This is a genomic window from Cyanobium sp. BA5m-10 (assembly GCF_024346255.1).
Taxonomy (GTDB): Bacteria; Cyanobacteriota; Cyanobacteriia; order PCC-6307; family Cyanobiaceae; genus Cyanobium_A; species Cyanobium_A usitatum.
This window is the reverse complement of record NZ_JAGQCP010000031.1, coordinates 1-23,827: the sequence shown is the minus strand read 5'-3', so window position 1 is coordinate 23,827 and position 23,827 is coordinate 1. Positions and strand designations below refer to the sequence as shown.

Annotated in this window: 34 protein-coding genes; 19 read left to right on the top strand and 15 right to left on the bottom strand. The window is 61.7% G+C overall.

Going from position 1 to position 23,827, the window contains the following annotated elements; all coding sequences use genetic code 11:
- The first annotated feature begins 2 nt into the window (after positions 1-2).
- From KBY85_RS10990 to KBY85_RS10975, 4 genes are read left to right on the top strand one after another with little or no spacing between them, the layout of a single operon-like run.
- Positions 3-1,460, top strand: coding sequence for a class I SAM-dependent DNA methyltransferase (locus KBY85_RS10990; RefSeq protein ID WP_254961555.1), 1,458 nt, complete (start codon positions 3-5; stop codon positions 1,458-1,460).
- On the top strand, positions 1,457-2,251 hold the full coding sequence (locus tag KBY85_RS10985) for a restriction endonuclease subunit S (protein ID WP_254961554.1): 795 nt from the start codon (positions 1,457-1,459) through the stop codon (positions 2,249-2,251). The genes KBY85_RS10990 and KBY85_RS10985 overlap by 4 nt, the downstream gene beginning before the upstream one ends.
- Entirely contained in the window at positions 2,248-3,180 is a 933-nt protein-coding gene (locus KBY85_RS10980; protein WP_254961552.1) for a restriction endonuclease, read from the top strand. Before KBY85_RS10985 ends, KBY85_RS10980 begins: the two co-directional genes overlap by 4 nt.
- Before the next feature lie 9 nt (positions 3,181-3,189).
- On the top strand, positions 3,190-3,744 hold the full coding sequence (locus KBY85_RS10975; RefSeq protein ID WP_254961551.1) for a DUF4236 domain-containing protein: 555 nt from the start codon (positions 3,190-3,192) through the stop codon (positions 3,742-3,744).
- Between the two features lie 4 nt (positions 3,745-3,748).
- Here KBY85_RS10975 and KBY85_RS10970 read toward each other — a convergent pair whose 3' ends face one another.
- From KBY85_RS10970 to KBY85_RS10950, 5 genes are all read right to left on the bottom strand, one after another.
- Positions 3,749-4,600, bottom strand: a complete 852-nt coding sequence (locus tag KBY85_RS10970; protein ID WP_254961550.1) for a hypothetical protein — start codon at positions 4,598-4,600, stop codon at positions 3,749-3,751.
- Between the two features lie 184 nt (positions 4,601-4,784).
- Entirely contained in the window at positions 4,785-5,192 is a 408-nt protein-coding gene (locus tag KBY85_RS10965) for a type II toxin-antitoxin system VapC family toxin (RefSeq protein ID WP_254961548.1), read from the bottom strand.
- Positions 5,189-5,443 carry an AbrB/MazE/SpoVT family DNA-binding domain-containing protein gene (locus KBY85_RS10960; RefSeq protein ID WP_254961547.1) on the bottom strand — a complete coding sequence of 85 codons (255 nt, stop codon included), beginning with the start codon at positions 5,441-5,443 and terminating at the stop codon, positions 5,189-5,191. The genes KBY85_RS10965 and KBY85_RS10960 overlap by 4 nt, the downstream gene beginning before the upstream one ends.
- 106 nt (positions 5,444-5,549) lie before the next feature.
- Complete coding sequence (locus KBY85_RS10955) at positions 5,550-5,927, bottom strand: WYL domain-containing protein (RefSeq protein WP_254961546.1); 378 nt, start codon at positions 5,925-5,927, stop codon at positions 5,550-5,552.
- Between the two features lie 9 nt (positions 5,928-5,936).
- Positions 5,937-7,802, bottom strand: a complete 1,866-nt coding sequence (locus KBY85_RS10950) for an AAA family ATPase (protein WP_254961545.1) — start codon at positions 7,800-7,802, stop codon at positions 5,937-5,939.
- Positions 7,803-8,157: 355 nt separating this feature from the next.
- On the opposite strand from KBY85_RS10950, the gene KBY85_RS10945 reads away from it, so the two are divergent.
- A complete protein-coding gene (locus tag KBY85_RS10945) occupies positions 8,158-8,775 on the top strand; it encodes a hypothetical protein (protein WP_254961544.1) in 618 nt (205 codons plus the stop codon).
- A 24-nt stretch (positions 8,776-8,799) separates the two neighbouring features.
- Here the strand turns inward: KBY85_RS10945 and KBY85_RS10940 are convergent, their stop codons facing one another.
- Positions 8,800-8,967, bottom strand: coding sequence for an AbrB family transcriptional regulator (locus KBY85_RS10940; RefSeq protein WP_254961543.1), 168 nt, complete (start codon positions 8,965-8,967; stop codon positions 8,800-8,802).
- A gap of 44 nt (positions 8,968-9,011) precedes the next feature.
- On the opposite strand from KBY85_RS10940, the gene KBY85_RS10935 reads away from it, so the two are divergent.
- Positions 9,012-9,314 (top strand): hypothetical protein, encoded by a 303-nt coding sequence (locus KBY85_RS10935; RefSeq protein ID WP_254961542.1) that lies wholly within the window; start codon positions 9,012-9,014, stop codon positions 9,312-9,314.
- Between the two features lie 207 nt (positions 9,315-9,521).
- Here the strand turns inward: KBY85_RS10935 and KBY85_RS10930 are convergent, their stop codons facing one another.
- From KBY85_RS10930 to KBY85_RS10915, 4 genes are all read right to left on the bottom strand, one after another.
- A complete protein-coding gene (locus KBY85_RS10930) occupies positions 9,522-9,884 on the bottom strand; it encodes an AbrB family transcriptional regulator (protein WP_254961541.1) in 363 nt (120 codons plus the stop codon).
- 90 nt (positions 9,885-9,974) lie between these two features.
- Positions 9,975-10,151, bottom strand: a complete 177-nt coding sequence (locus KBY85_RS10925) for a hypothetical protein (protein WP_254961540.1) — start codon at positions 10,149-10,151, stop codon at positions 9,975-9,977.
- Positions 10,152-10,205: 54 nt separating this feature from the next.
- Complete coding sequence (locus KBY85_RS10920; protein WP_254961539.1) at positions 10,206-10,562, bottom strand: thermonuclease family protein; 357 nt, start codon at positions 10,560-10,562, stop codon at positions 10,206-10,208.
- A 226-nt stretch (positions 10,563-10,788) separates the two neighbouring features.
- Entirely contained in the window at positions 10,789-11,697 is a 909-nt protein-coding gene (locus KBY85_RS10915; protein ID WP_261347701.1) for a major capsid protein, read from the bottom strand.
- A 476-nt stretch (positions 11,698-12,173) separates the two neighbouring features.
- Here KBY85_RS10915 and KBY85_RS10910 point away from each other — a divergent pair, with 476 nt between their 5' ends.
- The 3 genes from KBY85_RS10910 to KBY85_RS10900 all read left to right on the top strand — a co-directional run bounded on the left by KBY85_RS10910 (position 12,174) and on the right by KBY85_RS10900 (position 13,084).
- The gene (locus KBY85_RS10910) at positions 12,174-12,425 is read left to right on the top strand and encodes a DUF2811 domain-containing protein (RefSeq protein WP_254961538.1); all 252 of its coding nucleotides are present in this window, start codon (positions 12,174-12,176) and stop codon (positions 12,423-12,425) included.
- 13 nt (positions 12,426-12,438) lie between these two features.
- On the top strand, positions 12,439-12,741 hold the full coding sequence (locus KBY85_RS10905; protein WP_254961537.1) for a hypothetical protein: 303 nt from the start codon (positions 12,439-12,441) through the stop codon (positions 12,739-12,741).
- Positions 12,742-12,871: 130 nt separating this feature from the next.
- Positions 12,872-13,084: a hypothetical protein gene (locus KBY85_RS10900; RefSeq protein WP_254961534.1), complete on the top strand. Its 213-nt coding sequence runs from the start codon at positions 12,872-12,874 to the stop codon at positions 13,082-13,084.
- A gap of 64 nt (positions 13,085-13,148) precedes the next feature.
- Here the strand turns inward: KBY85_RS10900 and KBY85_RS10895 are convergent, their stop codons facing one another.
- On the bottom strand, positions 13,149-13,328 hold the full coding sequence (locus KBY85_RS10895; RefSeq protein ID WP_254961532.1) for a hypothetical protein: 180 nt from the start codon (positions 13,326-13,328) through the stop codon (positions 13,149-13,151).
- Between the two features lie 495 nt (positions 13,329-13,823).
- Here KBY85_RS10895 and KBY85_RS10890 point away from each other — a divergent pair, with 495 nt between their 5' ends.
- From KBY85_RS10890 to KBY85_RS10880, 3 genes are all read left to right on the top strand, one after another.
- Complete coding sequence (locus KBY85_RS10890) at positions 13,824-14,717, top strand: hypothetical protein (protein WP_254961530.1); 894 nt, start codon at positions 13,824-13,826, stop codon at positions 14,715-14,717.
- 242 nt (positions 14,718-14,959) lie between these two features.
- Positions 14,960-16,228 carry a glycosyltransferase gene (locus KBY85_RS10885; protein ID WP_254961528.1) on the top strand — a complete coding sequence of 423 codons (1,269 nt, stop codon included), beginning with the start codon at positions 14,960-14,962 and terminating at the stop codon, positions 16,226-16,228.
- Between the two features lie 36 nt (positions 16,229-16,264).
- Positions 16,265-17,008 carry a L,D-transpeptidase gene (locus KBY85_RS10880; RefSeq protein ID WP_254961527.1) on the top strand — a complete coding sequence of 248 codons (744 nt, stop codon included), beginning with the start codon at positions 16,265-16,267 and terminating at the stop codon, positions 17,006-17,008.
- Here KBY85_RS10880 and KBY85_RS10875 read toward each other — a convergent pair.
- A complete protein-coding gene (locus KBY85_RS10875; RefSeq protein WP_254961525.1) occupies positions 16,978-17,238 on the bottom strand; it encodes a hypothetical protein in 261 nt (86 codons plus the stop codon). The genes KBY85_RS10880 and KBY85_RS10875 overlap by 31 nt on opposite strands.
- A gap of 8 nt (positions 17,239-17,246) precedes the next feature.
- On the opposite strand from KBY85_RS10875, the gene KBY85_RS10870 reads away from it, so the two are divergent.
- From KBY85_RS10870 to KBY85_RS10840, 7 genes are all read left to right on the top strand, one after another.
- The gene (locus tag KBY85_RS10870; protein ID WP_254961523.1) at positions 17,247-17,618 is read left to right on the top strand and encodes a hypothetical protein; all 372 of its coding nucleotides are present in this window, start codon (positions 17,247-17,249) and stop codon (positions 17,616-17,618) included.
- Positions 17,596-17,886 carry a hypothetical protein gene (locus KBY85_RS10865; RefSeq protein WP_254961522.1) on the top strand — a complete coding sequence of 97 codons (291 nt, stop codon included), beginning with the start codon at positions 17,596-17,598 and terminating at the stop codon, positions 17,884-17,886. Before KBY85_RS10870 ends, KBY85_RS10865 begins: the two co-directional genes overlap by 23 nt.
- Before the next feature lie 331 nt (positions 17,887-18,217).
- Positions 18,218-18,436, top strand: coding sequence for a hypothetical protein (locus tag KBY85_RS10860; RefSeq protein WP_254961521.1), 219 nt, complete (start codon positions 18,218-18,220; stop codon positions 18,434-18,436).
- Between the two features lie 63 nt (positions 18,437-18,499).
- Positions 18,500-18,901, top strand: a complete 402-nt coding sequence (locus KBY85_RS10855; protein WP_254961519.1) for a LexA family transcriptional regulator — start codon at positions 18,500-18,502, stop codon at positions 18,899-18,901.
- 254 nt (positions 18,902-19,155) lie between these two features.
- Positions 19,156-19,512: a hypothetical protein gene (locus tag KBY85_RS10850; protein ID WP_254961518.1), complete on the top strand. Its 357-nt coding sequence runs from the start codon at positions 19,156-19,158 to the stop codon at positions 19,510-19,512.
- 246 nt (positions 19,513-19,758) lie between these two features.
- Positions 19,759-19,926 (top strand): hypothetical protein, encoded by a 168-nt coding sequence (locus KBY85_RS10845; protein WP_254961517.1) that lies wholly within the window; start codon positions 19,759-19,761, stop codon positions 19,924-19,926.
- Between the two features lie 549 nt (positions 19,927-20,475).
- A complete protein-coding gene (locus tag KBY85_RS10840) occupies positions 20,476-20,694 on the top strand; it encodes a hypothetical protein (protein WP_254961516.1) in 219 nt (72 codons plus the stop codon).
- A 42-nt stretch (positions 20,695-20,736) separates the two neighbouring features.
- On the opposite strand, the gene KBY85_RS10835 is transcribed toward KBY85_RS10840, so the two are convergent.
- From KBY85_RS10835 to KBY85_RS10825, 3 genes are all read right to left on the bottom strand, one after another.
- Positions 20,737-21,012 carry a hypothetical protein gene (locus tag KBY85_RS10835; RefSeq protein WP_254961515.1) on the bottom strand — a complete coding sequence of 92 codons (276 nt, stop codon included), beginning with the start codon at positions 21,010-21,012 and terminating at the stop codon, positions 20,737-20,739.
- A 21-nt stretch (positions 21,013-21,033) separates the two neighbouring features.
- Positions 21,034-21,966: a hypothetical protein gene (locus KBY85_RS10830; RefSeq protein ID WP_254961514.1), complete on the bottom strand. Its 933-nt coding sequence runs from the start codon at positions 21,964-21,966 to the stop codon at positions 21,034-21,036.
- Positions 21,967-22,443: 477 nt separating this feature from the next.
- On the bottom strand, positions 22,444-23,673 hold the full coding sequence (locus KBY85_RS10825; protein ID WP_254961513.1) for an FAD-dependent oxidoreductase: 1,230 nt from the start codon (positions 23,671-23,673) through the stop codon (positions 22,444-22,446).
- Positions 23,674-23,827: the final 154 nt, after the last annotated feature.

Sequence of the window (23,827 nt, the reverse complement as noted above, 5' to 3'; positions counted from 1 at the left end):
CGATGTCGGCACGAACCACGGTCAAGTCCATCCAGGACATCATGCGCAAGGACGTGGGTGTCGATGGCGACGCCCAACGCCTATCCCAGCTCTGCTGGATGTTCTTCCTGAAGATCATCGACGACCAGGACCTCAAGCTTGAGGTGATGGAGGAGAGCTTCAGCTCGCCAATCCCCACCCACTTGCAATGGCGCCACTGGGCCAAGGATCCAGAGGGCATTACCGGGGATGAACTGCTGGAGTTCATTAACCAGGAGCTCTTCACCTATCTCAAGGAGATGCCCCTAAAGGGATCGCACCCAAATCGAGGCAAGGTGGTGCGAGAGGTGTTCCGAGACGCCTACAACTACATGAAGTCTGGGCAGCTGCTTAGGCAGGTGATCAACAAGATCAATGAGGTCGATTTCAATAATCTGAGCGAACGTAAGCACTTTGGTGATATTTATGAGCAACTACTAAATGACCTGCAAAGTGCTGGCAATTCAGGGGAGTACTACACACCTCGTGGTGTCACCAGCTTCATGGTGGACCGCATTGACCCGAAACCCGGTGAACTGCTGCTGGATACCTCAGTAGGCACAGATGGCTTCCTTACCTGTTCGATTCGGCACATGCGTGATCACTCGGTGAAAACGGTTGCCGATGAACAGGCGATGCAGGCAGGCCTGCGGGCGATGGAGAAAAAGCAGCTGCCCCACATGCTGTGCATCACCAACATGCTCCTGCATGGGATTGAAGATCCCAGCTTTGTGGAGCATGACAACAGCCTCACCCGTCCTTATGCCAGCTATGGCAAGAGCGACCAGGTGGACATCATCTTGACCAATCCGCCCTTCGGAGGGCAGGAGGAGGATGGAATTCAGGACAACTTCCCGGTGCAGTTCCGCACCAGGGAAACCGCCGATTTGTTCCTGGCTCTGTTCATCCGTTTACTGAAGCCAGGCGGGCGGGCCGCGATCGTCTTACCGGATGGATCCCTCTTCGGCGAAGGTGTGAAGACCCGCCTCAAGGAGCACCTACTGGAGGAGTGCAACCTGCACACGATCGTGCGGCTGCCGAACTCGGTCTTTAAGCCCTACGCCAGCATCGGCACCAACCTTCTGTTCTTTGAAAAAGGAGAGCCGACTAAAGAGATCTGGTTCTACGAGCACCGGGTGCCACCGGGCCAGAAGGCCTATTCGATGACAAAGCCGATCCGGGTGGAGCATTTCCAGGACTGCGTGGACTGGTGGGGTGGAGCCGAGCGCCAGAACCGCCAGGAAACCGAGCAGGCTTGGAGCGTGCCGATCGAGGCGATTAAGGCCCGCAACTACAACCTCGACTTCAAAAACCCCCACACCGTGGCCGATGACCACGGCGACCCAGCCGAGTTGCTGGCCCAACTGGAACTGGACGAACAGAAGGCGGCCGGCCTGCGCGATCAGCTCAAGGTGATCCTGGCCGAGGCGCTGCTGCGATGAACGCCAAGCAGCTCCTGCAGCACTTCGAGCGGATCAGCGAAGCACCCGATGCACTTCCTCGTCTACGCCGCTTCATCCTCGATCTTGCGGTGCGCGGCAAGCTGGTGGAGCAAGCACCCAGTGATGAAAAGCCTAAATGCATCAAGAGACAGTATGAGTCGGCCGATCCATTTAATCTGCCCAGTAACTGGGAATGGATTCAAATTGGCGACCAGTTAAACCTTCTGAACGGAATGGCGTTCAAGTCGACTGATTGGGGAACCACAGGCCTGCGTATCGTAAGAATCCAGAATCCAAACAATATAAATGCGGCGTTTAACTTCTGTGACCCCGTCATTGCACGGGAACGCTCGCTGATTGATGACGGCTCATTCTTAATAAGCTGGTCTGGTACTCCTGGAACGTCCTTTGGAGCGTTTATCTGGGAGCGCGGGCCAGCGGTTCTGAACCAGCATATATTTCGATGCGATTTCAAGACCCAGTCTTTCATCGCATCTTTTCTTCGGTTGGCAATCAACGGCCGACTCGACGAGATGATTTCCAAGGCGCACGGAGGTGTCGGCCTTCAGCACATTACAAAAGGAAAGCTGGAAGCACTCCTTATTCCCCTCCCTCCACTCGCCGAGCAGCACCGAATCGTCGCGAAGGTTGAGGAGCTGATGAACCTCTGCGATCAACTGGAGGCCCAAATCACTGTGACCGAGCAAGACAGCCGCCGCTTCCTTGAATCCGTCCTTGCTGATGCCCTTGCCCCTGGCATCGATCTCAGCGCAGAGGCCCAAGTTGCATGATCGAATTACCTTTACCCAAGTATCACGAGCTGATGCGGCCCATGTTGGAGGCCGTGACCGACGGGGAGCCCCACCACGTCAAGGCGGTGATCCAGCGCATGATGGATGTCTCCGGACTCACTGCAGAACAGCTGGCCGAAACCATCCCCAGTGGACAGCCGAAGTTCCGTAATCGCAGCCTTTGGGCCGCCACCTACCTACGCAAAGCCCAGGCACTTTCCACCCCGAAACGCGGCTGGGTGCAACTCGATGAGCGCGGCCGGCAGCTGCTTGCTGAACCAGGCCCTGTCACCCTCTCCAGGCTCAAACAATTCCCTGGCTGGGAGGAAGCCTGGGGAACAGACAAGTCAGAAGCAACTGATGGCACACCCCTTACAGAGGCCGCTCCCGAGGCTGATGTCACCCCGGAGGAGCAGATCGCCGCAGGCATCAGTCAGTTGGAAGCCGATGTGCGCGGGGAGTTGCTGCAGAGGGTGAAGGCGATCAGCCCAGAAGCCTTCGAGGCGCTGGTGCTCCAGCTTCTTGGTGCCCTTGGCTATGGCGTCGGCCCCGAGTCGCGCCAGGGAGTACAACGCGGACCCGATGGCGGCATCGATGGCCGCATCCATGAAGACCGCCTGGGTCTGGCCAGCATCTACATCCAGGCCAAGCGCTACCAGGAGCAGACGATCGGGCGACCGTTGATCCAAGCCTTCTACGGCGCCATGGGTGGGGTAGGCGCCAGCAAAGGCGTCTTCCTCACCACGTCCGGTTTCAGCAAAGATGCCCGCGATTATGCCAATGGGCTTGTGGACAAGCGGATTGTGCTGATTGATGGCAACCGTCTCACCCTGCTCATGATCACCGCTGGCGTGGGCGTTTCGGTGAAGGACACCTATGTGGTGCACCGGCTGGATGAGGACTTCTTCTCGGAATTCGAGGGGGTTTAGGCCGGCGCCATGGGCTTCCGTTTCCGCCGCTCCACCCGCCTGGGCCCGCTGCGCTTCAATTTCAGCAAGGGTGGATTGAGCTCGATCTCAGTGGGCGGGCGAGGCGCCTCGTTCAATATCCCCGTCGCCCGAAGTGGTGGTGCGCGCACCACGGTGGGAGTTCCGGGCACGGGCCTGAGCTGGAGCGTGGAGCATGCGCCGGATCGTCCAACCGTGATCCCTGCGGGGAGAGCGGAAGGGCTACCCAACAGCCGCCGGCTGCGGCCTGGGCAACTTGATGCACTGAAGCAGCAGTTGCTGGAAGTGCTTCGACAGGAGCTGCTTGCACCCGGCTCCACCGCGGAGCAGCTCTGGGACCTGGGCTTGGTGAGCCGTCTGCTTGCTGCTGGATCATTAGCTGCACGAACCGCTGGCCTGCTGGCTCTGATCGAAACGCCGGAGGCGATGGAGGCGTATGTATTGCGGGCCCAGGGGCAGGACGATGCCAAACGCCGCGCCCAGCGCTGCATTGAGGCGGTGCAGGAGGCCTCACGGCTGGCAACGGCCAGGGGCTGGTTGCGCTGACGGCTCAGGCCAGGCGCTCTTCTGATAGCTGGCGGAAGGCATCGTTCAGCAGCACCACCTCAGAAAACGACTGCTCGAGGTCAGAGAAGCGCTGGGGATCAAACAGCTGATCGAGATCGAAGCTGAGAATCGGCCGGATGCTGGCCGGCACGCTTAGGAAGTCATTGAGCTTGCGCAGCATCTCGGCAGCGCTGGCATGGGCCTGCTGCAGCTTGTACTCCTCCGCCTCAAAGGCAGTCAGCGCTTGCTGCAACTGGGGAATCGCCGATTCGAGCAATTCATTGCCCTCTGCTTTCTCCAGTGTTTCCACCAGCGCTGACGTCAGCCCAGCCAGCTTGGTGAGCGCATCGGCGGTCCAATGGCGCTCCTTGAGGCAAGCCATGGCAGCGCGCACCGCCTTGGCCTCTACCGAGAGGTCATCGAGCAGGCTGATCCCAGCGCTCTGCAGCCAGGTGGTAACACCGCTGGCTGCCCGCAACCGGCTGCGCTCCCCCGGCGGGCTGATGCTGGTGGAGATAACGCTCGAATGGCGATAGTTGCTATCTGAGTCAAGCGTGCGGCACACCACATTGATCCTGGGGCTGTAGAGATCACCGGCCACGTTGAGAGCGTCGATTGCCCCAAACCGCTGCTGAACCACGCAGGGGTCATGGCGAAAACGTTGTTCCACCTGTTGCATGAGCAGCTTGAGCTGTTGCTGGTTGTGGAGCAGAGCGGCATAGACAACCGCTGTGATAGCTGCCACCAGCACGGCCGCAATCAGAAAGAAATGCCAGTAGGCCAGTACAAACCCCAGGGCCAGCAAAGCCAGCAGGCCACCGCAACCGATACCGCATCCATTGTTCTGCTGGGCCATGGCTGCATATAACCCACTACCAGCTTGGCCTGCTGGGCAATGATCACCAGAGAGCTGTCGCAGGAAAGCCCAGCGGCAGGGAAAGAGGGTTGCGGCAATGGCTGGGCTGGCACCGGGGCAGACCGGGTGGGGTGATCGCCAGTGCCCATGACCTGCCGCAACCAAGCAACAGCCGCGGGCCGCATCAGGCGGCCCAGTCCACCAGCGGCAGCCCCTCGATCCGGCTGAACTCACTGACGTTGTGGCTCACGACAGTGGCGCCGATGGCCAGAGCGTGACAGGCGATCCAGAGATCGTTGGCGCCGATCGGAGTGGCTTTGCGCTTCAGGGCGGTGGCCTGAATGGCGTAGTGCTCGCAGATCCCAGGTCCAGCGGGATACAGCACCGGCACCAGCCGCCTCAGGGCCTCCAGCTGCTGCAAGGTGGCCTCCCGCCGCTGGCTGCCCTCTGCTCCGCGCAACAGCTCAGCCCAGGTGATGAATGACATGGCGATGCTCTCCTCGTCGCTGAGGGCATCAATGCGCTCGGCCACCTGGGGCGGACGGTTCTTGCTCAGGTAGATGAGGATGTTGGTGTCGAGCAGGTAGATCACAAGGCCTCTCGGTCCTGCACCGGCAACTTGTCTGCCTGCTGTTGCTCCAGCACCTCCACAAAGTCGGCGTCAAATCCACTGAGCGTCTGCAGCAAGGCCTGGCCCCGCTGGCTTGGACAGGGGTGAATCAGCAGATCCCCGTTCGGGGTGCGGCTGATCTGCACCCGGTCACTGCTGAGGCGAAACTCAGCGGGAATGCGCACCGCCTGGCTGTTGCCATTCATGAACACGCGGCTGGGCAGGACCTCCACAGATCAATCCTCACGTGTGTACGCCATAGTGTAGACAGCGATCTTTGATCGGCGGCCACAAGGAGGCCCTGAGTCTTTGCATCCGATCAGCTACCGGGCCCGCTGCCTACCTCCACCGGCTGTCATGGAAGAGGAGGTGGTCGCAAAACGCTTGCGCACCACCGCTGGGCGCACCCTTGAGCAACAGCCCACCAGTTTTCACGATCGTCCCATCGACCTCATGCCCTTTGGCCCGGTAGGTCTGCAGCGCAGCCTGGTGCCAGCAGCGCAGCTCAGCCACCAGTTCACTGGGCGCCTCCAGATGGATTCCGGCGCCATAGCTGAACAGCCAGCGCCGCAGCTCCTGGTCCTGCTCCAGCACCCAGGCCGGCAGATCCACCTCTACCGGATAGGGATAGTGCGGGTCGTCACCGGCTCGCAGACCTTTGCTGCCACGCTCTGTCCTGCCCCAGCTGTCGCCCGGCAGGGCAGCCGCAAACCGCACAGCCGACGGCTAGAAACGATCCAGCTCACGCCGGATGTCGGCCATCACTGCTGGACTGCAGCGCAGGCGCAACGAGGCCAGTTGGGGCCGAGCACCATCCACTGGGGGATGACTGTGGGCGAGTTGGGATGGCAGGTCGTTGCCAAAGCAGAGCCCGCCGCAACACTGCTCCAGCAGCTGGGCGCGCGCGATCGCTGCGCAATGACGCTCAACAGAGCGTCCGCGCCGCTGCTCCCGCTGAAAGACATGCACCGCCTCCAGCTCCAGACAGCGCAGCAGCCCCTGGGGCTGGCCGATGCTGTCGTGCTCGATCAAAAGCCACCAGCGGCTGCCGTGGAGCAGCAGCTGCACTGGCCATACCGCTTCCGCTTGGCTGCCCTGAGCTTGGCTGCCCTGCCTGTGGCTGCTACGGCTGTGGCAGAGCAGCAGCCGCTGCCGCTGGCGGATTGCTGCTTCTATGAGCTCAAGCTGAGCTCCGGCAGTAGACGCTGCAGGAGCAGCGGCGGCTGAACCCTTGCCGCCCCGGGCTTGAGTTGCCAGTGGCGGGGGTGTGGTCAACAGCCAGCGGCGCTGCGGCGGGCCGGAGCTGGCGCCATCGATGCACATCAGACGTTGCTGCAGTGCAGTGCTGATCGCCGCTGCACGGCTATCGCCCAGGTGCTCAGCCTGCAGCGCCAGCAGTTCGCTTACCTCTCGCAATTCCGGCAGGCTCAGCAGGGCTGCACCGAGGCCGTAGCCCTTGCGACCACTGCGATACGGCAACCGGAAGCCATAGGGCGTCAGCGTCTCATTAAGGGCGGCATTGACCTGGCGAGCAGTCCAGCTTTGGCCGGTGGCGCTATCGAGGCTGTGGGCCAGATGCTCGGCTATCAGCTCGCCGCTCTGCAGATCGTGCGGATTGCGCAGCAGGTGCCGCAGCACGGTGAACACCCGCGTAAAGAACTCGCGATCGGCCAGACGCGGCAGGCCGCTGCAGGGACGGGCGCAACGCTCAGGCCAGGGCGGCGGCTCGATCGCCGGTAGCGCTAGCTCGCTTTGGGCCAGCCAGCGAGAGGAAAAGCCGCATTGATCCAGCCACTGCAGATCAGCCATGACCGCTGCGGCATCCCCGTAACAAGCGCCATGCAGCCGGGCCAGCAGAGCTGCTGCCTGCTGCTCCAGCCCACCGGCTGGCAGGGGCGCGAGCAACTGCTCGAGCTCACCATCCACCTCCTCTGCGGCAGCAGAGTTCGTCGCGGTTAGTTTCGGGTGCTCGCTAAGCAGCTTGATCAGGTAAAGCAGCCGCTCAAGATCCAGCAGGCGGGAGTAGCCGTGCAGCCGGTAGGCGGCATCGCGATTAGCACCGCGCCGCACGCAAACATCCAGCCGCCCAAGCTCCGCGGTGATCAGCTCCTCCAAAGCCACGCCTTGAGCCGGCTGTAGCCGCACCACTGCTGCAAAACCCTCCTGCCGGTGGGGAACAGGCGCCGCCTGCAGTAGCTGGGCGCAATGGCGCCGAATCACCCCTTCCGGCAATGGATTGGGGCCCTGCCGGTTCCAGGCCAGGCACTGGGCCACCGGCGTGTCAAGCCACCAGCCGATCCACTGCACCGGTACCGGCAGGGGCAACGCCTGGGTGATCGCTAGGCGGAAGGCGCGGCGCACGTAGCTGGCTTCCAGGATCACCGACTCACCGGCAGCGATTGCTGCCAGCAGTTGTTCATGGATCACCGCTTCCACCTCCGGCCAACGGCCGAGGATGGCGCTATCGCCGTAGAGCTCCTGGCGGATCTGACTACTGGAGATGTAACGCAATTCTTGGCCAAAAGCGCACTGCAGTTGTGCGGCCAAAATGCGCGCTGCCGTGCTCTTGCCGCTACGCGCAGCACCGATCATTAAGTGAAAACGCAGAGGATGATTTCCAATTACTGCTGCCATTGCGGTGTTATGAACAAAACCCAATTCAATGCTCTAACGCCAATGTCCAATTAGCAGCGTTCGTCCTGGTTTGTTTTGTGCAACTGTTGCCCTATCGATGTACGCAAACTGATCGACTATTCGTACAGCTCCAGGAGCTGGTACTGCTATCGACTGGATATCTAACGGCTGGTTCCCAGCTGGTAGTGCTGGTTGCAAGCAACCGCTGCGTACTGCCGGCGATCCTCTGCACCTCCCATTACTGGAGAGCGTTGATCCGTTAATCAGGCCCCAGGTTGCCTTCCGCACGCCAACTCAGTGGGCGCGGCGCCTGGTGGCCGGCAGTGTGGATGCGGTGCTTGTGAGCGTGGCGGGCGATTCATGCCAAACCCCGGCCGCGTTTGTGCCTGACTTCCGCAACTCAGCTGTAGAGGCGATTCCCCTCGGCCGCCGGCCCCTGCTGCTGCTCCACAGCCCTTCTCTTGAATCCAGTGGCAATTCCGCACCGGGGCCTAGCGGTGGTGGCGCTCAAAAGGGAGCCGGAGGGAAGCGCCGCTGGCCGCCGCAGGGCTACCTGCTGCCGCCCCGCGATCACCAGCCCTGCCTGCATCAGCTTCTGGAGCACAGCGGCCAGCTGCCGCTCTACCCCTGCAGCTCCGCTGATCCGGGCCGCTGGTTGGAGCAGCTGGTGGCTGCGCCATTGCTGCTGCCCGCTGATCTCACCTTGCTGACGATTACCCCCTGGCGTGGTGCAGGCCTGGTGCCGCTGCGGCCGCTCAACCCGCTGGTGGAAGCGTTGTGGTTACTGCTATGCAGGGGAGAGGCCAGCCAGCAACCACTACGCCAGCTGGTGCAGTGGTGGGGCGGCCAGGGGGTGCCGTTGCCTCAGGCAGAAAGCCCTGCTCCGCAGAGGTGGCAGCGGTCCTTGCGCTGGCCTTGGTGGCGAATCTGATGACTAACTCAGCCAGTTGCCGGCCTAGTCGACCAAGAGCAACTGCTTGTCAGCTCTCTTCTCTACGGCAGCCAGGGCAAGCAGCTCGATCTGCATGCAGCCCAGCTTGATTTCGAACGCATCGCCAGGCTCCAGACCCAGTTGGGCGGCGTAAATCTGAGCCGCGATTGAATAGCAGCTGTAACGACACATCAAAAGGTTCCGCTCGATACAGCAAGGTCCCCCTGCTGCTGGCCATGGTGATGCTTCTAGAAGAAAAAAATATGCAGGCAAGCGGAGCCACAGCTCGATATCGCAAGGCATACCAGCCCAGCGAGCGCAGCTACCGCCTCATCGACGGCAGATGCCAGCCTCACGGTCAGCTCGACGGTGAGTACGACTCCCTTGATGACGCCATCGCTGATGCCATCGAATGGATTGGACTCCTTAGTGAGCCTGACCATCCCACCAGCTGGATTGGGGTGGAGGTAAGCAGCAGCAACGGCGACTGGCGCACCTGCCGCGTGCCGGGACCGTTGCTCTGTCCGTTGCCGCGCTGAGAATCAAGCCTCCAGGAGCACTACCCCTGCTGGGTGACAACAGAAACCCCCCAGGGTGAGCGGGGGTTTCTGGAGCGGCCGGGCAAGGGAGTACAGGCGCTCATGCCGGCACCTAACTCTCTGGCGCCTGCATTCACTGTGCAAGAGATCACAGCAGGCGGCTGCATTCGCGCAACAAATGCTCACTAGCAGCCGCCTAGCAGCTGCTCACTCCTCTTCTGTGCTGCCTAGGGGAATAAGTTTGATCTGCTTACGGCCCAGCTTGATCTCAAACTCATCGCCTGGCTTGAGGTCGAGCATGGCGGTGTAGGCCTTGCCCACCAGCAGATTGCCATTGCCCTGAACAGTTGCGACATAGCTAAGGCTGCGGCCACCCTTACCCCGGCCGGCGCTATCGGTGCCGAGGTTCACACCCTTAGCGCCCAGCAGGGCCTCATAGAACGCCGTGAAGTTAAGCCGCTCCGTGCCATCTTTTTTGGTACTCACATAGCCGCATTCGCGCACGAGTTCGGACTTGGAGACATCGCCTAGCTCCTTGACCTTGGCGAGCAATTCGGATCCGGTAAGCATGAATTCAATGGAATTTCCTTGAAAGTACCAATTCCCCACAGGTTGTCCAGTGGGATCAAGCGAAAGAAAAGCCCTTGATTTGACTAATGATCAGCCTTCTGCTTTTGGCGTATCTGCAAACAAGGGGCAGAGCGGCACCACGGCGAGCTTGCCTTGCTCCATTACTTGCAAACCAGGCGGGTTGGCTTGCTCTGGCCCATAGAGCTCAGCAGCTGGAGCATCTGGGCCAAGCGGTAATGGGTTCTGCCGGTAACGCAGGCGTGGCATTCCTTTGATCTGCAGCCACCTATCAGCTTGCCTCAGCTGCTTGTTGTTGGCTGTTCAGCGCCGCAACATTTCGCAGGCCTCTCCATCATCATTTCCGTCCAGGTAGTTATGCCCCTGGCGCAGCAGCTCTTGGGCGCGCTCATAGGAGTTGATCTCACTGCACCGGTAACGGCGGCCCCCCGGGGTGGTGCCATCAGGGATGACGGCTGAGCGGCGACCTCGCCTGAAGTCCCAAGGCCGGGTGATGCCGCCTTCCACCTGCCAGACCCCATAGCGCCGCCGGCTGGCACGGTATTCAGCGTCCAGATACTCCTTGGCGTTACACCCACTGAGGTACTGGCGGTAGGCAAAGGCTTGGCCGTCTTCCACCAGCGCCAAATTGATGTTGATCTCTGAGATCACCTCGGCCACCGAACGGCCATAGCGATCGGTGGTCTTGACCTCGAGGCTGACCTCGCGCCCGACAGGGAGCCGCTGCTGCGGCTGTGTTCGTAGCAGTCGGTTGCCGAATGGTTAATCCAGCCGACGAGCACCGTCTGGGCATCGAGCAGCCGGGTGGCTTGGGTGGTCATGGATAGGGCTCCTATGGGGAATGAATGTGTGGTTCTGGGCAGTCCTCCGGGGTTAGTGCTGGCGCTTAGGGCAGCACCAGCGGCATGGGCGCCACGTTGTAGAGGCGGGCCGCTGCCTTGCGGTTGCAGACGGCAAAGCCCACGTACCAATCCACCCGCGTGCGGAACACCGGTGCGTCATGCACCTCCCCGAAATCACGCACCGCAATGCCATACCTGCCCTCAAACGGTCCCTGCAGACCGCAGACCGCCGCATCACCCAGCACGCAGCAGTAGATGGAGGTGGTGCCAGCTGGTTCGTCGTAACCGAGGACGGCATGGCCCTCGGCGTCCTCCTCCACCAGCAGGATCTCGATCCCCTCGAAATAGTGGCGGCCGTCGATCACCTCATACAGCTCGCCGCCGGCCTGACGGGAGGCGGTGCTGATCTGGCGGCGGGCGGCCTTACTGGCGATCAGCACCTTGTCGCCGCCGTAGCCGATCACGCTGTCGCTCAATGCCTCAAGCGCCAGCAGGTTGAGCGTGCTGCCGCCGTTGTCGATTGTCTGCTCGTCTCCAGGTGCCAGCCGCTTGCTCAGCCCGTTGAAGGCACGCGGATCAAAGGTGTCATCGCCATTGATGATCGCCGCCTCAAGTGTGAGGCGCATGGAGCGCACCTTCATCTCGGTCTGGGCAGCACGGGCCTCGGGGCCCTGCAGATCAACGATCGAGCGGTCTACATCGAGATCACCACCAAATAGGTGCACAAACTCCGAATCGGAGTTGATCACCCCGTAGCTCTGGCGGTAGCCCTCATTCACTGCCCGGAAGCCAACACGAGGAAGCTTGGTTTCAGCCGGGAAGCTCAAAGAGCCACCGACAAGATTGCGGAAGGGCAGGCGGCGCAGCAGCTCCCCCTCGGCAAAGGTCTTGAGCACCGCCAGCTGTTCAGCGCGGCGGGCATACTTCTGCGCCTCGATCAAGGTCAGGCCCAAGGGCACTCTCCCGGGGCCTTGCCCCAGTGACAACAGCAGCTGTTGCCAGGTCGCGGCTGGACCGTTGGATGGTGGGAATGGGCGCTTGTGAGTTGGGGATCAGGCAGGAGCTGGTGTTTCGCTAAACCCGATTGGTATTGCTGCAGGAGCGCGGGCGAATCGATCAGGGCTGCTGAGCTATGGGTTTTTCCCCCGCATTCAGCGGTTTCCCGCCATAAAAGGCGACTTTTCCACAGGTTGAACGCGCAAGAGCCCGCTGCTGGCGCCAGCAGTGCAGCACCGGCTGTGGAAAAGCCCTCTCCTCTTGACCGGCGGCAGTGGGGAATTTTGGCCAGCCCAAGAGGAACAGCAAGCCGCCAGGAAGGCAGTTCAGGCCTCGCTTCTCACGGAGAGACACGGCCTTGTCGGACTGGTTTTGCTGCTTTGACGCCGCTGCGGTGCTCGTGACTTGATGGGTGCACTGCCGTGATGAACGCATGAGCCAGATCCCAGGCCACCTCCCGGTCCACGTGAGCGTCGTTAATGAGTTCCCGGAGGACCTGTACCAGGCGATGCGGGAATTCATCAGCAGCCATCCCAATTGGGACCAGTACCGCCTGCTGCAGGCAGCGCTTGCTGGCTTCCTGTTCCAGCACGGCTGCAAGGACCGGGCCGTGAGCCGCCACTACCTCGACGGTTTGTTCCAGCGCGATCCGGCTACTGCGGCGCGGCCGATCTCACGCACCTGATGGAGCTGGCGACGTGGTGATTCCCATTGCAAGCCTGGCCGCCCTACGCATCCGGCAACGACGCAGCCAGCACCAGCTGGTGGGGCAGTGCTGCGACCGGTTGCGGCCTTCCTTCCTGCGCCGGCGGTTGGAGCAGCTGCTGCCGCTGCATACCGCTGCTGGAGCGGCTCTAGTGGACTGGCGCTGGGACAGCGTCTGTCAGCGGGTGAATGGGGTGGTGCTGCAGGACAACCAGCTCCTGCCTTTCCGCTGGTGGCCAAGTCTCAATAGGTTCGAGCTGCGCGCGGCGATCATGCAGATCAGGCCGTTGGGCTAAGGCCCAGGGAGCTGCCATCTCTGGCGGAAGCAGCAGCAACAGACTCTCCGCAGGTTGCCCCTTGGCTGCTCGTCTGAGGGGCCGAGGCAGCACCGGGGCGAGGTGGTCGCGTCCTGCTTGTCACACCGCCATGGCCACCAGTCCCGTTGAGCCGGCCTGCCCGATCCGCTTGATCTCGTTCCGCCTAGCCGCCAAGAGCAGCACTACGGCGCGGCACATGTTCCTCGATGGCGAGGGTCAGATCTGCGCCGATCCCCACTGTCTGCCGCGTGAGCAGGCCCTGCTACTGGCCCGCAATCAGCAGCTGATCTGGGGGTCAGCCGCCCGAGTGATCGTGCTCTGAGCAACCGGGGCCAACGAGCGTGAGCTCTCTCGCCCAACCATTGCTGGCCTTTGGCCACTGGGCCTTACAGCGACTCCAGCCAAGAAAACAGAAGGCGGTGCTTGTTCATGCCCTCGATCGAAGCGGCCGGAACGGCTTTCACATGAGCGTCAGGGTGCTGGGCCAGGACGATATCCACGGCATGGGCCTCATCAAGGGCATGCACCATCACGATGCCATCGCCCAATAGGCCTGAGAAGAACACGGCGTAGTGGATGGAGCCGCCGAGTCAGCAGCCTTCCTTGATAGCAATGGCGGTGCCGGACGCCAGCACCTGGGGGCGTAATCGGCTGAGGAGCTATTGAGCTGGGGCTGGGCTACGGCGGTGAGATACACCAAGAGGGGCATGATCTGACTTGGCCAAAAGGAATGACCGCAACTGTTGTTGGCGCAATGTCTTTTGACAGCTGGAAGCAATAAAATTAACTACTCCAACTCTCGCCTTGTGTATCGGGCTGGACAGGTGGTTTGCAGACCCGAGAACCACAGCTAGCCTTGGCTTACAGCGACTCAAAAGTCATGTGAAAGCTGAAGTTGGTGAGATTATGGAAGGGGCGCCCACCTTGGTTACCGGAAAGAGGCAGGACGATGCTCCTGATTCTTGGAACCATTCAATAAAGAGTTAGATTGACTCAACCGGACCTTTTGAATAGTGGACTGGAATAGTTTCTTCTCAACAATTTCACAGGCGTCAGCCTCAATGATAGGCGTAATCCTGGCCTTTCTCGTTTCAAGAATTATAAACGAGGGAAGTGACTATGATCGCCTCCTTTACGACTGGAATTCACTCATTGACGAATCTCTAGACCTGAAGGCGCGCATGGACTCCATAAACTTTGAATGGCATGACGACAAGATCTTTGAGGATTTAGATTTTACAGAAGTAGAAGTTGATCTAATAAACCTTGAAGATAGCACATCAGAAGATAAGGCCGAGTTTATCAGATCGATCTCGCCAAGATTATACTATCCGGCAAGGTATCTTCGGCAGCTTGAGGCGAAGATCAATGCTGCTGTTCGGCCTCCTAAAGCTAGTAGTGACAGGCTCTCAGGCAATTTACGTTTCTCACCCATAGATATCCCAGTTCGCGGATTCAAGATGCCCGTTCCTGGGCTGTGGGACCGAGTGAGGGCGATTGAAGATGAGTTCGACAATATCAGTCTTCGAATCCAATCAGTAGTCAGGCGTCACAAGAGCATGGCAAGAGCGTTCTCTCGAAATATGTCAGATATGAACAGCCTATCCATATCAGTTCTTGCTCTGTCACCTATAACAATATTAACTGTAATATATCCCTTGCATTTCTTGCCCGTCCCAAATGGCACAAACCCATCTTTATCATTTAGCCTATTGGTTACAGTAAAGCTGCTAATCTCTCTCAAAGGCTTCTTCTTGATGGTCTTATCCATCTTGACGATAGGGCTGCTGCTGTTCTTGGCATATCACTGCAAGAGACATGCGTCTGAATATCGAAAGAAGATTAAGGTCATCAATGATACATATGTTGACTTGGCCTGGTATTCGGATCTCATAAAGAGCTACAATCCATTTATCCTTAGTCCTGAAGATCCTTTTGCAAACATAGAAAAGTGACGTATTGGCTTAGATGTCTTCAGGCATGAGCCATTGACATGTTAGATCTAATGGAGATGCTTGGAGTCTTTGGAATTCAATAAGACCGATGGCTTGATTTACATTGTGGATAGCGGACAATCTAACATCAAGATGCAGAAGATGGGGCCGGAGAAAATGTCAAATTTAAGGTATCTGCCCGCTTCTGATCTTGAGCGTTCACATAGCAAATCTAGATTATCTAGTCCTAACAATTTCTTCCCTTGACCCACTACGGCCTGCTCTGCCCCGCCGCCAGCGGCCATCTCCACCCGATGACCACCCTCGGCCATGCCCTGCGGCAGCGCGGTCATCGGGTGAGCCTGATCGGCATCGCTGATGCGCAAGAGCGGGTGCGGGCGGCCGGGTTGGAGTTTGTGCCGATCGGCCTGGCCGACTATCCAGCCGGCTGCACCAAGCAGCTCTTTAATCGTCTGGGCGAGCTGAGCGGTGCGGCGGCGTTTCGCACCACGATTGCCTATTTCCAGCAAGCCACCGCCATGCTTCTGCGTGAGGCGCCTCCGGCCCTGCGCGCCCACGGGGTGGAGGCACTGCTGGTTGATCAAACCTCCTTCGGTGGCGCCACGGTGGCCCACGTGCTGAATCTGCCGTTTGTGAGCGTCAGCTGTGCCCTGCTGCTCAATTCAGAGCCAGCCGTGCCACCGGTGAATACCGGCTGGGGCTATCACCCCGCTGCCTGGGCGCGGCTGCGCAATCGCCTCGGCCAGCGGCTGCTCGCCCGCCTGACCCGGCCGATCACCCAGGTGGTGATCGACTACCGCCAGCACCACCACCTGCCCGTGCTCGCTAACAGCTCCCAGGCCTGGTCGCCCCTGGCTCAGATCTGTCAGCAGCCCGCCGCCTTCGAATACCCGCGCCGCCACCTGCCGGCCTGCTTTCACTTCACCGGCCCCCTGGTGGATCCAGCCAGTCGGGCGGCGGCGCCCTTTCCCTGGCACCAGCTCAATGGCAAGCCGTTGATCTATGCCTCCCTCGGCACGATTCAAAACCAGCAGCTAGAGATGTTTGCCCGCATCGCCAAGGCCTGCCGCCACCTCGATGCCCAGCTGGTGATCGCCCTCGGCGGCGGCAGCAGCCCCGATGCCCTGCCGCCCCTGCCCGGGGACCCCTTGGTGGTGGGTTTTGCGCCGCAGTTGGAGTTGCTGCAACGCGCCGCCCTCACCATCACCCATGCCGGCCTCAACACCGTGCTCGAGTCGCTCAGCTGCGGCGTGCAGATGGTGGCGATCCCGATCGCCAACGACCAGCCCGGCGTGGCTGCCCGCGTTGCCTGGAGCGGCAGCGGCGCGGTGGTGCCGCTCAAGTGCGCGTCGGCGGCGCGGCTGCGGGCCGCCATCGATCAGGTGTGGGGCGATCCCAGTTACCGCAGCAACGCCCAGCGGCTGCAGCAGGCCATCGCCGCCGCCGGTGGCGTCGCCCGCGCTGCCGACATCGTGGAGCAGGCGATCAACACCGGTCAGCCGGTTCTGTAGCGGGGCTGGCAAAGGCAGTGGTCAGCTCCACTCCCCATGACCACCCCGATGAGCGCCGAGCGGTTCAGTGATCGCTTCCGCTTCTACCGCGACCAGCCCCAGCAGCAGCGCGGCGTTCTGCAGCTGTTTGAGGCAATCAGCAGCACTGAGCGCGGCGAGGAGATCCTCTGCGAGCAGGCGCCTTGGGCACTCACCTTCAGCGAGGAGCCACCAGCCCCAGCCCAGCCGCAGCCTCCGTCCGGCGGTCTCGATCCCCGCGGTTCAGAGGAAGCCGGCATGGCCGGGCCGCAGAAGGCCGCCCCTGTCAAACCGGGTGATTCCTACCTGCTGGTGAATGACCGCGACGAAGACCTAGAGGCTTATGACCACACCGGCCAGTTTCTGTGGAAGCTCCCCTGCCTGGCCCGCGGCCAGGGCGCTGACACCGACTGGAGCCACACCAACACCGACACCCCGCCCGGTCTCTACAAGTTGGGCCAGCTCTATGCGGACTACGAGCAGAACCCCAATCCGCCCTGCTCAGATACCGCCATGGCCTACGGCTGGTACTCCTTTGATATGGAGGAGCTAGAGGGCCAGGAGGTCAAGGCCGGCCGGGCCGGGATCATGCTCCACGGCGGTGGATCCGCCTGCGGCTGGCCTGGTGCCTGGGCAGCGCAGCAGCCCCTGCATCCCACCTTGGGTTGCATACGTATTCACAACGCCGATCTACGCGACAAGGTGCTGCCCCGCTACCGCCAGGGCACGGTCTATGTGGGGGTGTTCCAGGAAAAAAAGTGATGCCGGGGCCGGTCGAGCAGGAGTCCGAGTCCCACTCCAACCTGCAGCACTGGCTCAGCTTCTTCTGCAGCAGCGCCGTTACCGAGGCCAGCCTGGGCGTCATCCAACCCCTCACGGCGGAAGAGGCCTGCGGCTTTCTTGGCTGCATGGTCATCGAGACAGGTGAGCCTGAACTGGAGAACCTCGATGTAATCGAGGCCGGTAGTGGCGCCGGCCGCGGGGCCATGCAATACACGGCGTGCGCCGCAGCGCCTATGACGCGGCACGTCTACGGGCCATCGCAGCAGGCATCGATCCCAACAGCAACAGCTGGCAGCAGCTCTACTTCGCGGAGGAGTACGCCGGGCTGCACGACCCGACCGAGGGCTCGTTGATCGGCTGGACCCGGGTATTTGAGGACCGGCCTCACAAGATGGATTCAGCAGCGGCAGCGGCCTACTGGACCGGTTCAGCCGCAGCGGCTGAGGGTTACTTCAGGCCCGGCACACCGCACCTAGAGCGGCGCCAGGCGGAAGCCCAACGGATCTGGGGGTTGTTGCAGGGCGGTGAGCTTGTGCTGCCGCAGGAGGGGGAAATGGGGCAAGGCTGTGGATCCACGACCACCGGATGAAACTCCCGGGCCAGGCCAGCAGCCCAAGCCGCCGTTCGACCGTGAGCGGTTCATCTTTAAGACCCTGGCGGTGGTGATCGGCACCCAGCTGCTGATCTATTCGCTCGCCGCTGGGGTCTGCGGCCAGCGGGCGCTCGTAGGCCGTCCTGTCGGTCAGATCTGCCCCGGCACGCTGGAGCAGCTGCAGGGCGGCTTTGATTCCACCCTCAAGCTGCTGCTGGCGCTGCTGGGCGGAGCAGCGTTGACGCGGATGGCACCTCCCTCTTGAGCGCGATCAAACTCCTGCGCTCACGGCTTAGGCCTCAACACCAGCCAAACAATCAGCAGCATGCTGCCGGTGCTCACCAGCGTAAAAATCCAATCGGCGTAGGGAGTCCAGGGCATCCACCCAGCCTGCCTCCACGGGATACCCCTTGGAGAAGAGGCTGAGCGCCATGCCAAACATGGCTGCTCAGCCCTTGAAGTCTTCAAGACGTCTGTGGATCTACCTGTTCACGTGTCCTGAGGGAAACCACAGCTCAGGCGTCTGATACCTGAGAGGTAGTCACCCCTGATCGCTGCTGGCCAGTAGAGCAACCCTGGCTTTCTACCCTGCTGCGATGGCCCCAGACCTCAAGCACCCCGCCACTGGCGATTTGATTGTGTTGGCAGGTGATGAGCAGCTTTGGCGAATCGGCTGGCCTGGTGCGCCGGTCCTGGTAGTCACTAAGAGCGGGCCAGACGGCAACGCCATCTACCGGCTGGCTGATCCCAAATGCAAAACCTGGAACAGGGTGGGGGATATGAAGCTTGTTCCCTGGCCAGAAGCCGGCAGCTGAGCCAGCCCAGCCCAACCCCCTCGCCAGGAGTAGAACAGACGTACTGCCGCCTCTGCTGGTTTGATGTTGGCCGACCTGCCTATTGGCGAGCCTGTGCCCTTCTGCTTGGGTTCATTGGGTGAGGGCTTGGATCTCCAGTCCGCCCTGATTCCCAACCCGGTCTGCACCTTTTACATGCGGGCCAGCGGCAATGGCATGCGCCAGCACGGCATAAATGATGGCGACCTGATGGTGATTGACCGCAGCGTTGAACCCTGCTCAGGCCATGTCGTCGTTGTTGCCCACCAGGGCAGCTTCTTGATGCGGCAGCTGCTGCGCCAGGGGGAGCAGTGGTTGCTTGAGCCGGTTCGGCCAGGAGAAGTAGCAATTCCTTTGGACCTGGAGGTCTTTGATCGCTCAGGGCTCTTTGGCGTGGTGGTCCATGCGGTGCATCACCTCAACAAGCCGCGTCTGCGGAAGATCTGAGCTGGGGTAGTCAGGGAAGCAAGCCGACTAAAACAACCGAAATTCGGGTGTTTGGTCGCTCCGAGCTTCCACCCGTTCGCTCCCGCTCTGGGATTCCAGCTCTGCGCTGAACAGGCCGCACATCCGGCCTTGCTCCACCCACTCGCGCCTGCTCAGGGATTCCGCTGCACCCCAATAAGGCCCAGGTCCAAAACTCTTGCGTTGCCCACCAGTGGCTTGCTCCGGGCTTCCTCAGTCTGAGGCATTCCTGCGTCATGCCTCCGCTTCGGGAAGTCCCTTCGCTGCGCCTGATGGCGCAGAAAATCATGGCTTCTCTTTCAGCTGCCGCCTCACCTTTCTGCAGGCCAGAAGAAGATCCGTTCTTGCTGCTCGAATCCACCCTCCGCTCCATCGAGGTGGTGCTGATGCTGCGGCGTGATCTGCCGCTGCGCCGCACGTGGAGCGAGCAGCCCTATGGAGAGGAGGAGATCACCCGCCTGGAAGAGGAGGTCCTGCCCGCCATCCGCAAGTGTCTGGCCCGCGTTGATGAGCTCGATCAGCGGCTGCTGGCTCAGCATGAGTTGCTGGTGTTGCGCTGCGAGCTGGAAGCCAAGCGGCACGCTCTGGCCTAAGAAGCCACGGGCTCAGGCCCTGCCGGGGGCCGAATCCCGGCTTTTTCACCCTGTTGGTTTGCTGAAGTTCAGCGTCAGCCGTGGTGCACCGCAGGGGAGAGCACTTTCCCCAATGGTTCGCCCATGCGCCAGCAACCTGACGGGCTGGCAGCGCCGCAGGGTCAAGGCCAAGGCAAGCGCCCTGCTGGCGGCCTTGACCCAGCGGCTTGATGGGCGCGAGTGGGGGCGTTTTTTCTCCTTCCTGCGATGCAAGCCACCTCCACCCTGCTCCGCTCCAGCAGCACCAGGCAGCGCAAGGCCGGCCAGTCCGTTAAGCAGCTGGTGCTGTTTTCCTTGCCCGAGCCGAGGGCCTGCTGCTGGGATCTGATCTGTCCAGAGGAAGCCTGGGAGCAGCCCCTGCGCTGGGCCGTCTAGGGCCCAGGCCCGCTGGAGGCCTACGCCCCTCCACCCACTCACTCCCGCTCGGGGATTACGCGGCGGCCTTTAGCTGGTGGCCTGACTGGTTGGCCTGCATAGAGCCAAGGCCTCTGCCGCTACGCCTCTCGCGCCTGCTCGGGCTCCGCGGCTCCGGCCGGGGTGAGCAGCAGTAGAGAACTATCTGCTAGGCCAGGCCACCAGGCAGGTAAGGCCCCATGCAACAGACGAACGCTGGCCGGGGTGCAGCAGAGTGGGCCGGCAGGGTGCCGCTACACGGCAGGCCGCATCAGCTCCGAACAGGCCACTTGGCAGTCCTCGATCGCAGAGGGAAGCGAGCAGGGCTGTTCACCGGGCGCGGTGAGGAGGCAGCACGGGTCTTGTCAGCAGGGCCACTGGGGGCCTGGCTGGCCGGGCGTTGCGAAACCCCTCCGCAGCATGCCCCTGCGGCTCGCACTAGCAAGGGCTGACGCAAGGCTCGCTTTGCTCGCCCCTGGCTAGTGCTCATCTGCGGGGCGCTTGGTCGGTGTTCTCCGCACCACCCCAGCCATGGCCAGTCCCCAAAGCCCCGTCTGTGAAGTCCGCCTGCTTGTGGTTCACCGCTATCAGCCCGGCGTTCAGAAGCTCGGCTCCACTCCCTGTGAGGTCGAGTTCTTTGGCCGCCGCGGTAAGCCCGTCAAAAAGATGCGGCTGATCCCCGCCGAGAAGGCATTTGCCTTTGCCCGCAAGCTGCAGGGCCCCCCCGGCTGCACCGTTTCGGTCTGCTGAGCCCTTGGGGCTCAGGCCCGGCTGCCGCTTGGTGGCCGGGCTTTACAGCCAATGCCTGTAGCTGCTCCGCTGCCGCCGGGCCCTGGCCTTGGAGCGAGCAGAGCCGAACTGGGGGCTGCTGCCGTCACGGCGGCGCCGCACCCAGGTCCCTTTTCTGATCAAGCCAGCGTCTTGGCTATTGGCGCGGCGTGCAGCAACGATCGCCCCGTAACCACGCTTTTGTTTGACGCGGGCACGGGAGCGGGCCTGGCTGGCGCTGGCGGCCGGCACCACGGTTGATGTGGAGCGGTTACGCCAGAACACCAGATACCAGGTCATTTCACTCTCCCTTTCAGCTGATCAGCGCCGTGGTGCAGCCGCCCTGGGCGTCGTGGCCTTGACGGCCTCTAGATACAGCTCGGCGGTGCTCAGCGTCTGCAGGTTTGGTGCAGCGCTGTGGTCATGGCCCGCCTCTGCAACCGTGCCCGCATACAGACCACTGCGCTGCTGGAACAAGAAGCTGAATACCGGGTGACGCCGCAGCTCTTCCATGTAATCGCCATCGCACAGCGCCACCCCATCGGCGGTAAGCGGTTGACCCTTGCCATCCACCGGCAACAGCCGCTCGCGGCCGTCCACATCCCCCAGCTGGAAGTGACCACCGCACAGCGTCACGAAGGTGTCAAAGAAGGTGCCCCGTTCATCGCCGCCAACCCGGCCCTCGGCTTCTGAGAAGAGGCGTTCCAGCAGCCGCTCCTTGCGCAGGTTCTGCACCTGGGAGCGGGCCTCATCCCGTTCCTTCTCCACACTGCGCACGCGGCGGAGGTTGGCCTCATTGAGCTGACGTTCACGGTCGCCTACCTGGCGCTCAAACTCTTCTCGCTTGCGCTCAGCGTCCTGCAGGCGGGCGTACTCATCAGGGTTGATCTCCGAGAAGCGCGACAGCTGGGCGCGGGCCTTGCGCAGCTCTTTCTCGAGCTGGTTGCTGCGGCGACGCTCGGCGCGCAGCGGTTCAGCACTGCTGGTGGTGGCAGCAGGGGGGTCGTCGTTGTCGCTGCTGCCGCTGCTCGAGTCCTGGGGAGGGACAGCGTCAAAGCTGTCGTCATCGGTGCCGCCGTCGTGGCCGCTGGCCTCGTCGTCGCCCTCATCGAGGGGGTCGAGTTCAGCAGCTAGTGGAGCTATGGAACCAGCAGAGCCCTGGTTGGGTTGCTGCTGCTGCTGGCGGTAGGTCTGCCAAGGCACGGCAGGAGCAGGGGACTGGGAAGCAGGGGTCGAGAAGAAGGAGGAGGACATCACCCATCACGGCTGTGGTGTTGCGGGCGCCCCGTCCGGGCTGCGCTCGCTTTCCCTGTTGCCAGGGCAGCTGCGATGCACGGCAGCAATGAGGAAGGGACCCGGCTGACACAGCAACGATCTGCCGGAACCTTTCGCCACCACTGGCCAAGAGAGGGTGTCGCTCGAGCAAGAACACAGACATGGCTAGGTTCAAAGCCCCAGCCGACTGACCGCGACGCACGCCTGCGCCAGTTGGTGGTTTTGCGGATCTAGATGGAAGCAAGATGCTGGATGCCAAGTGCCTCCCGGTCTTCCATAGCCCCAGAGGCCGGCCATCAAGAAGTCCCGCTTCATTCATTCAGGCCGAACTGGCCAAGAAGCCGGCATGCAAGCTGTAAGCCAGCCTGCTCGGCACCATTGTCGTGATTTCAGGGCCGAATCTTGTGACAGCTGGAACAGCACAGCCCCGATGGTGCAGCGATCTGGTGGTGCTGATCAATGTTTGATCACAGCCCGGCAGATGCGCTGGGCCGCCTCTCGCCCGCCGAACAAATTCCTGGCTGCTGGGCCGATCTGCAGGGCGCTGAGTCCACCCGTCACATGCACAGCGGTGCCTGGCCAGCTCAGGTCGGAGGCCAGCACTGGCCAATCGTTGACCAGTTCAATCGAACGCTGCTGTTGGAGCTGCCGCACCAGTGGGTGCTGGCTGACGCCCTGGCGATGGCCCGTGGCGAGCCAGATCCGATCGGCCTCAAGCTCATGGCCATTCATGCAAGGAAGAGTCCATTGATCGGAGCACCATTGCGCTGAACTCACCTCGCAGTGTTCGTTCATCCGCAGCGCTCCCCCTCGTTGGGCCTGCCTGAGCTGGGCGGCTGTCTCCGGCGTGATGGAACCACCGTCGCGAGCCTCCAGCACCTGGCGATGACGACGCTGCATGCAGGGTTCAGCATGAAAGTCCTTGAGATATTTGGGCCCGAGCCACCCCGGATCGGCATCGAAGGGCTTGTGCTTCAGGGTCCTGCGACACAGCAGATGCACCAGCGCACCCCGCCGAAGCGCTCCCAGGGCCAGGTGGGCGCTGGTGAGCCCACCTCCCACAATGAGGATTCGTTTGCCCTGCAGTTGGTGCAGCGAAGGGAGATGGATCCTGTCGCTGTGCTGCAGGGCTTCTGGCGGATAGTTGCCAGAAATGGCCCCGGCCCAGGAGGGCAACTGAGGCGTTCCGCTACCTGTGGCGATCACCAACCTGCCGGCGGCCACGGTTGTGCCATCGCTGAGTGCCAGCTGCATCGGGCCGCTTCCTACTTGGGGAAGTCGGATGTGCTCCACGCTCGTGGCCTGTACACCCTCATTCAGCTGGTACTCGCTGATGACATGTCGGCAGAAGTCCCCAAAGAGATCGGTGTGGGGGAGGCCATAGGGACCCTCCAGCTGGCGGTTGCGCTGCTGCGATTGCGCAAAGTTCCTCAGGGCATGGGGGTTCGGATGGGGGTGATGGGGCGAGGGTGAGCGCAGCCAGGGGATCTCGTAGCACTCCATCTGCCGTTGCCAGCGGCTCAGCCAGGAGCCGCTGGGATCAAGAATTCGCAGCCGGCGCCGCCATCTGGGGCGCTTCTGCAGCAACAGACAACAGAGGGTGAGGGCCTGGGGACCGGCGCCGGCAATCACTAGGTCAACCATCCAGCCCAGCCTCGACTTGCTGGCAGCGGCTGCAGAGCCCATGGATTTCAAAGGTGTGGAACAGCGGCCTGAAACCCTGCAGCAAAACCGCACCCAGCCCCAGGCTGCCACTGCTGATCGGGCAAATCGGGAGCGCTTGGATATGACCGCACTGCACACAGGTGAGATGGTGTTCATCTCGATCCACCGGCGCATA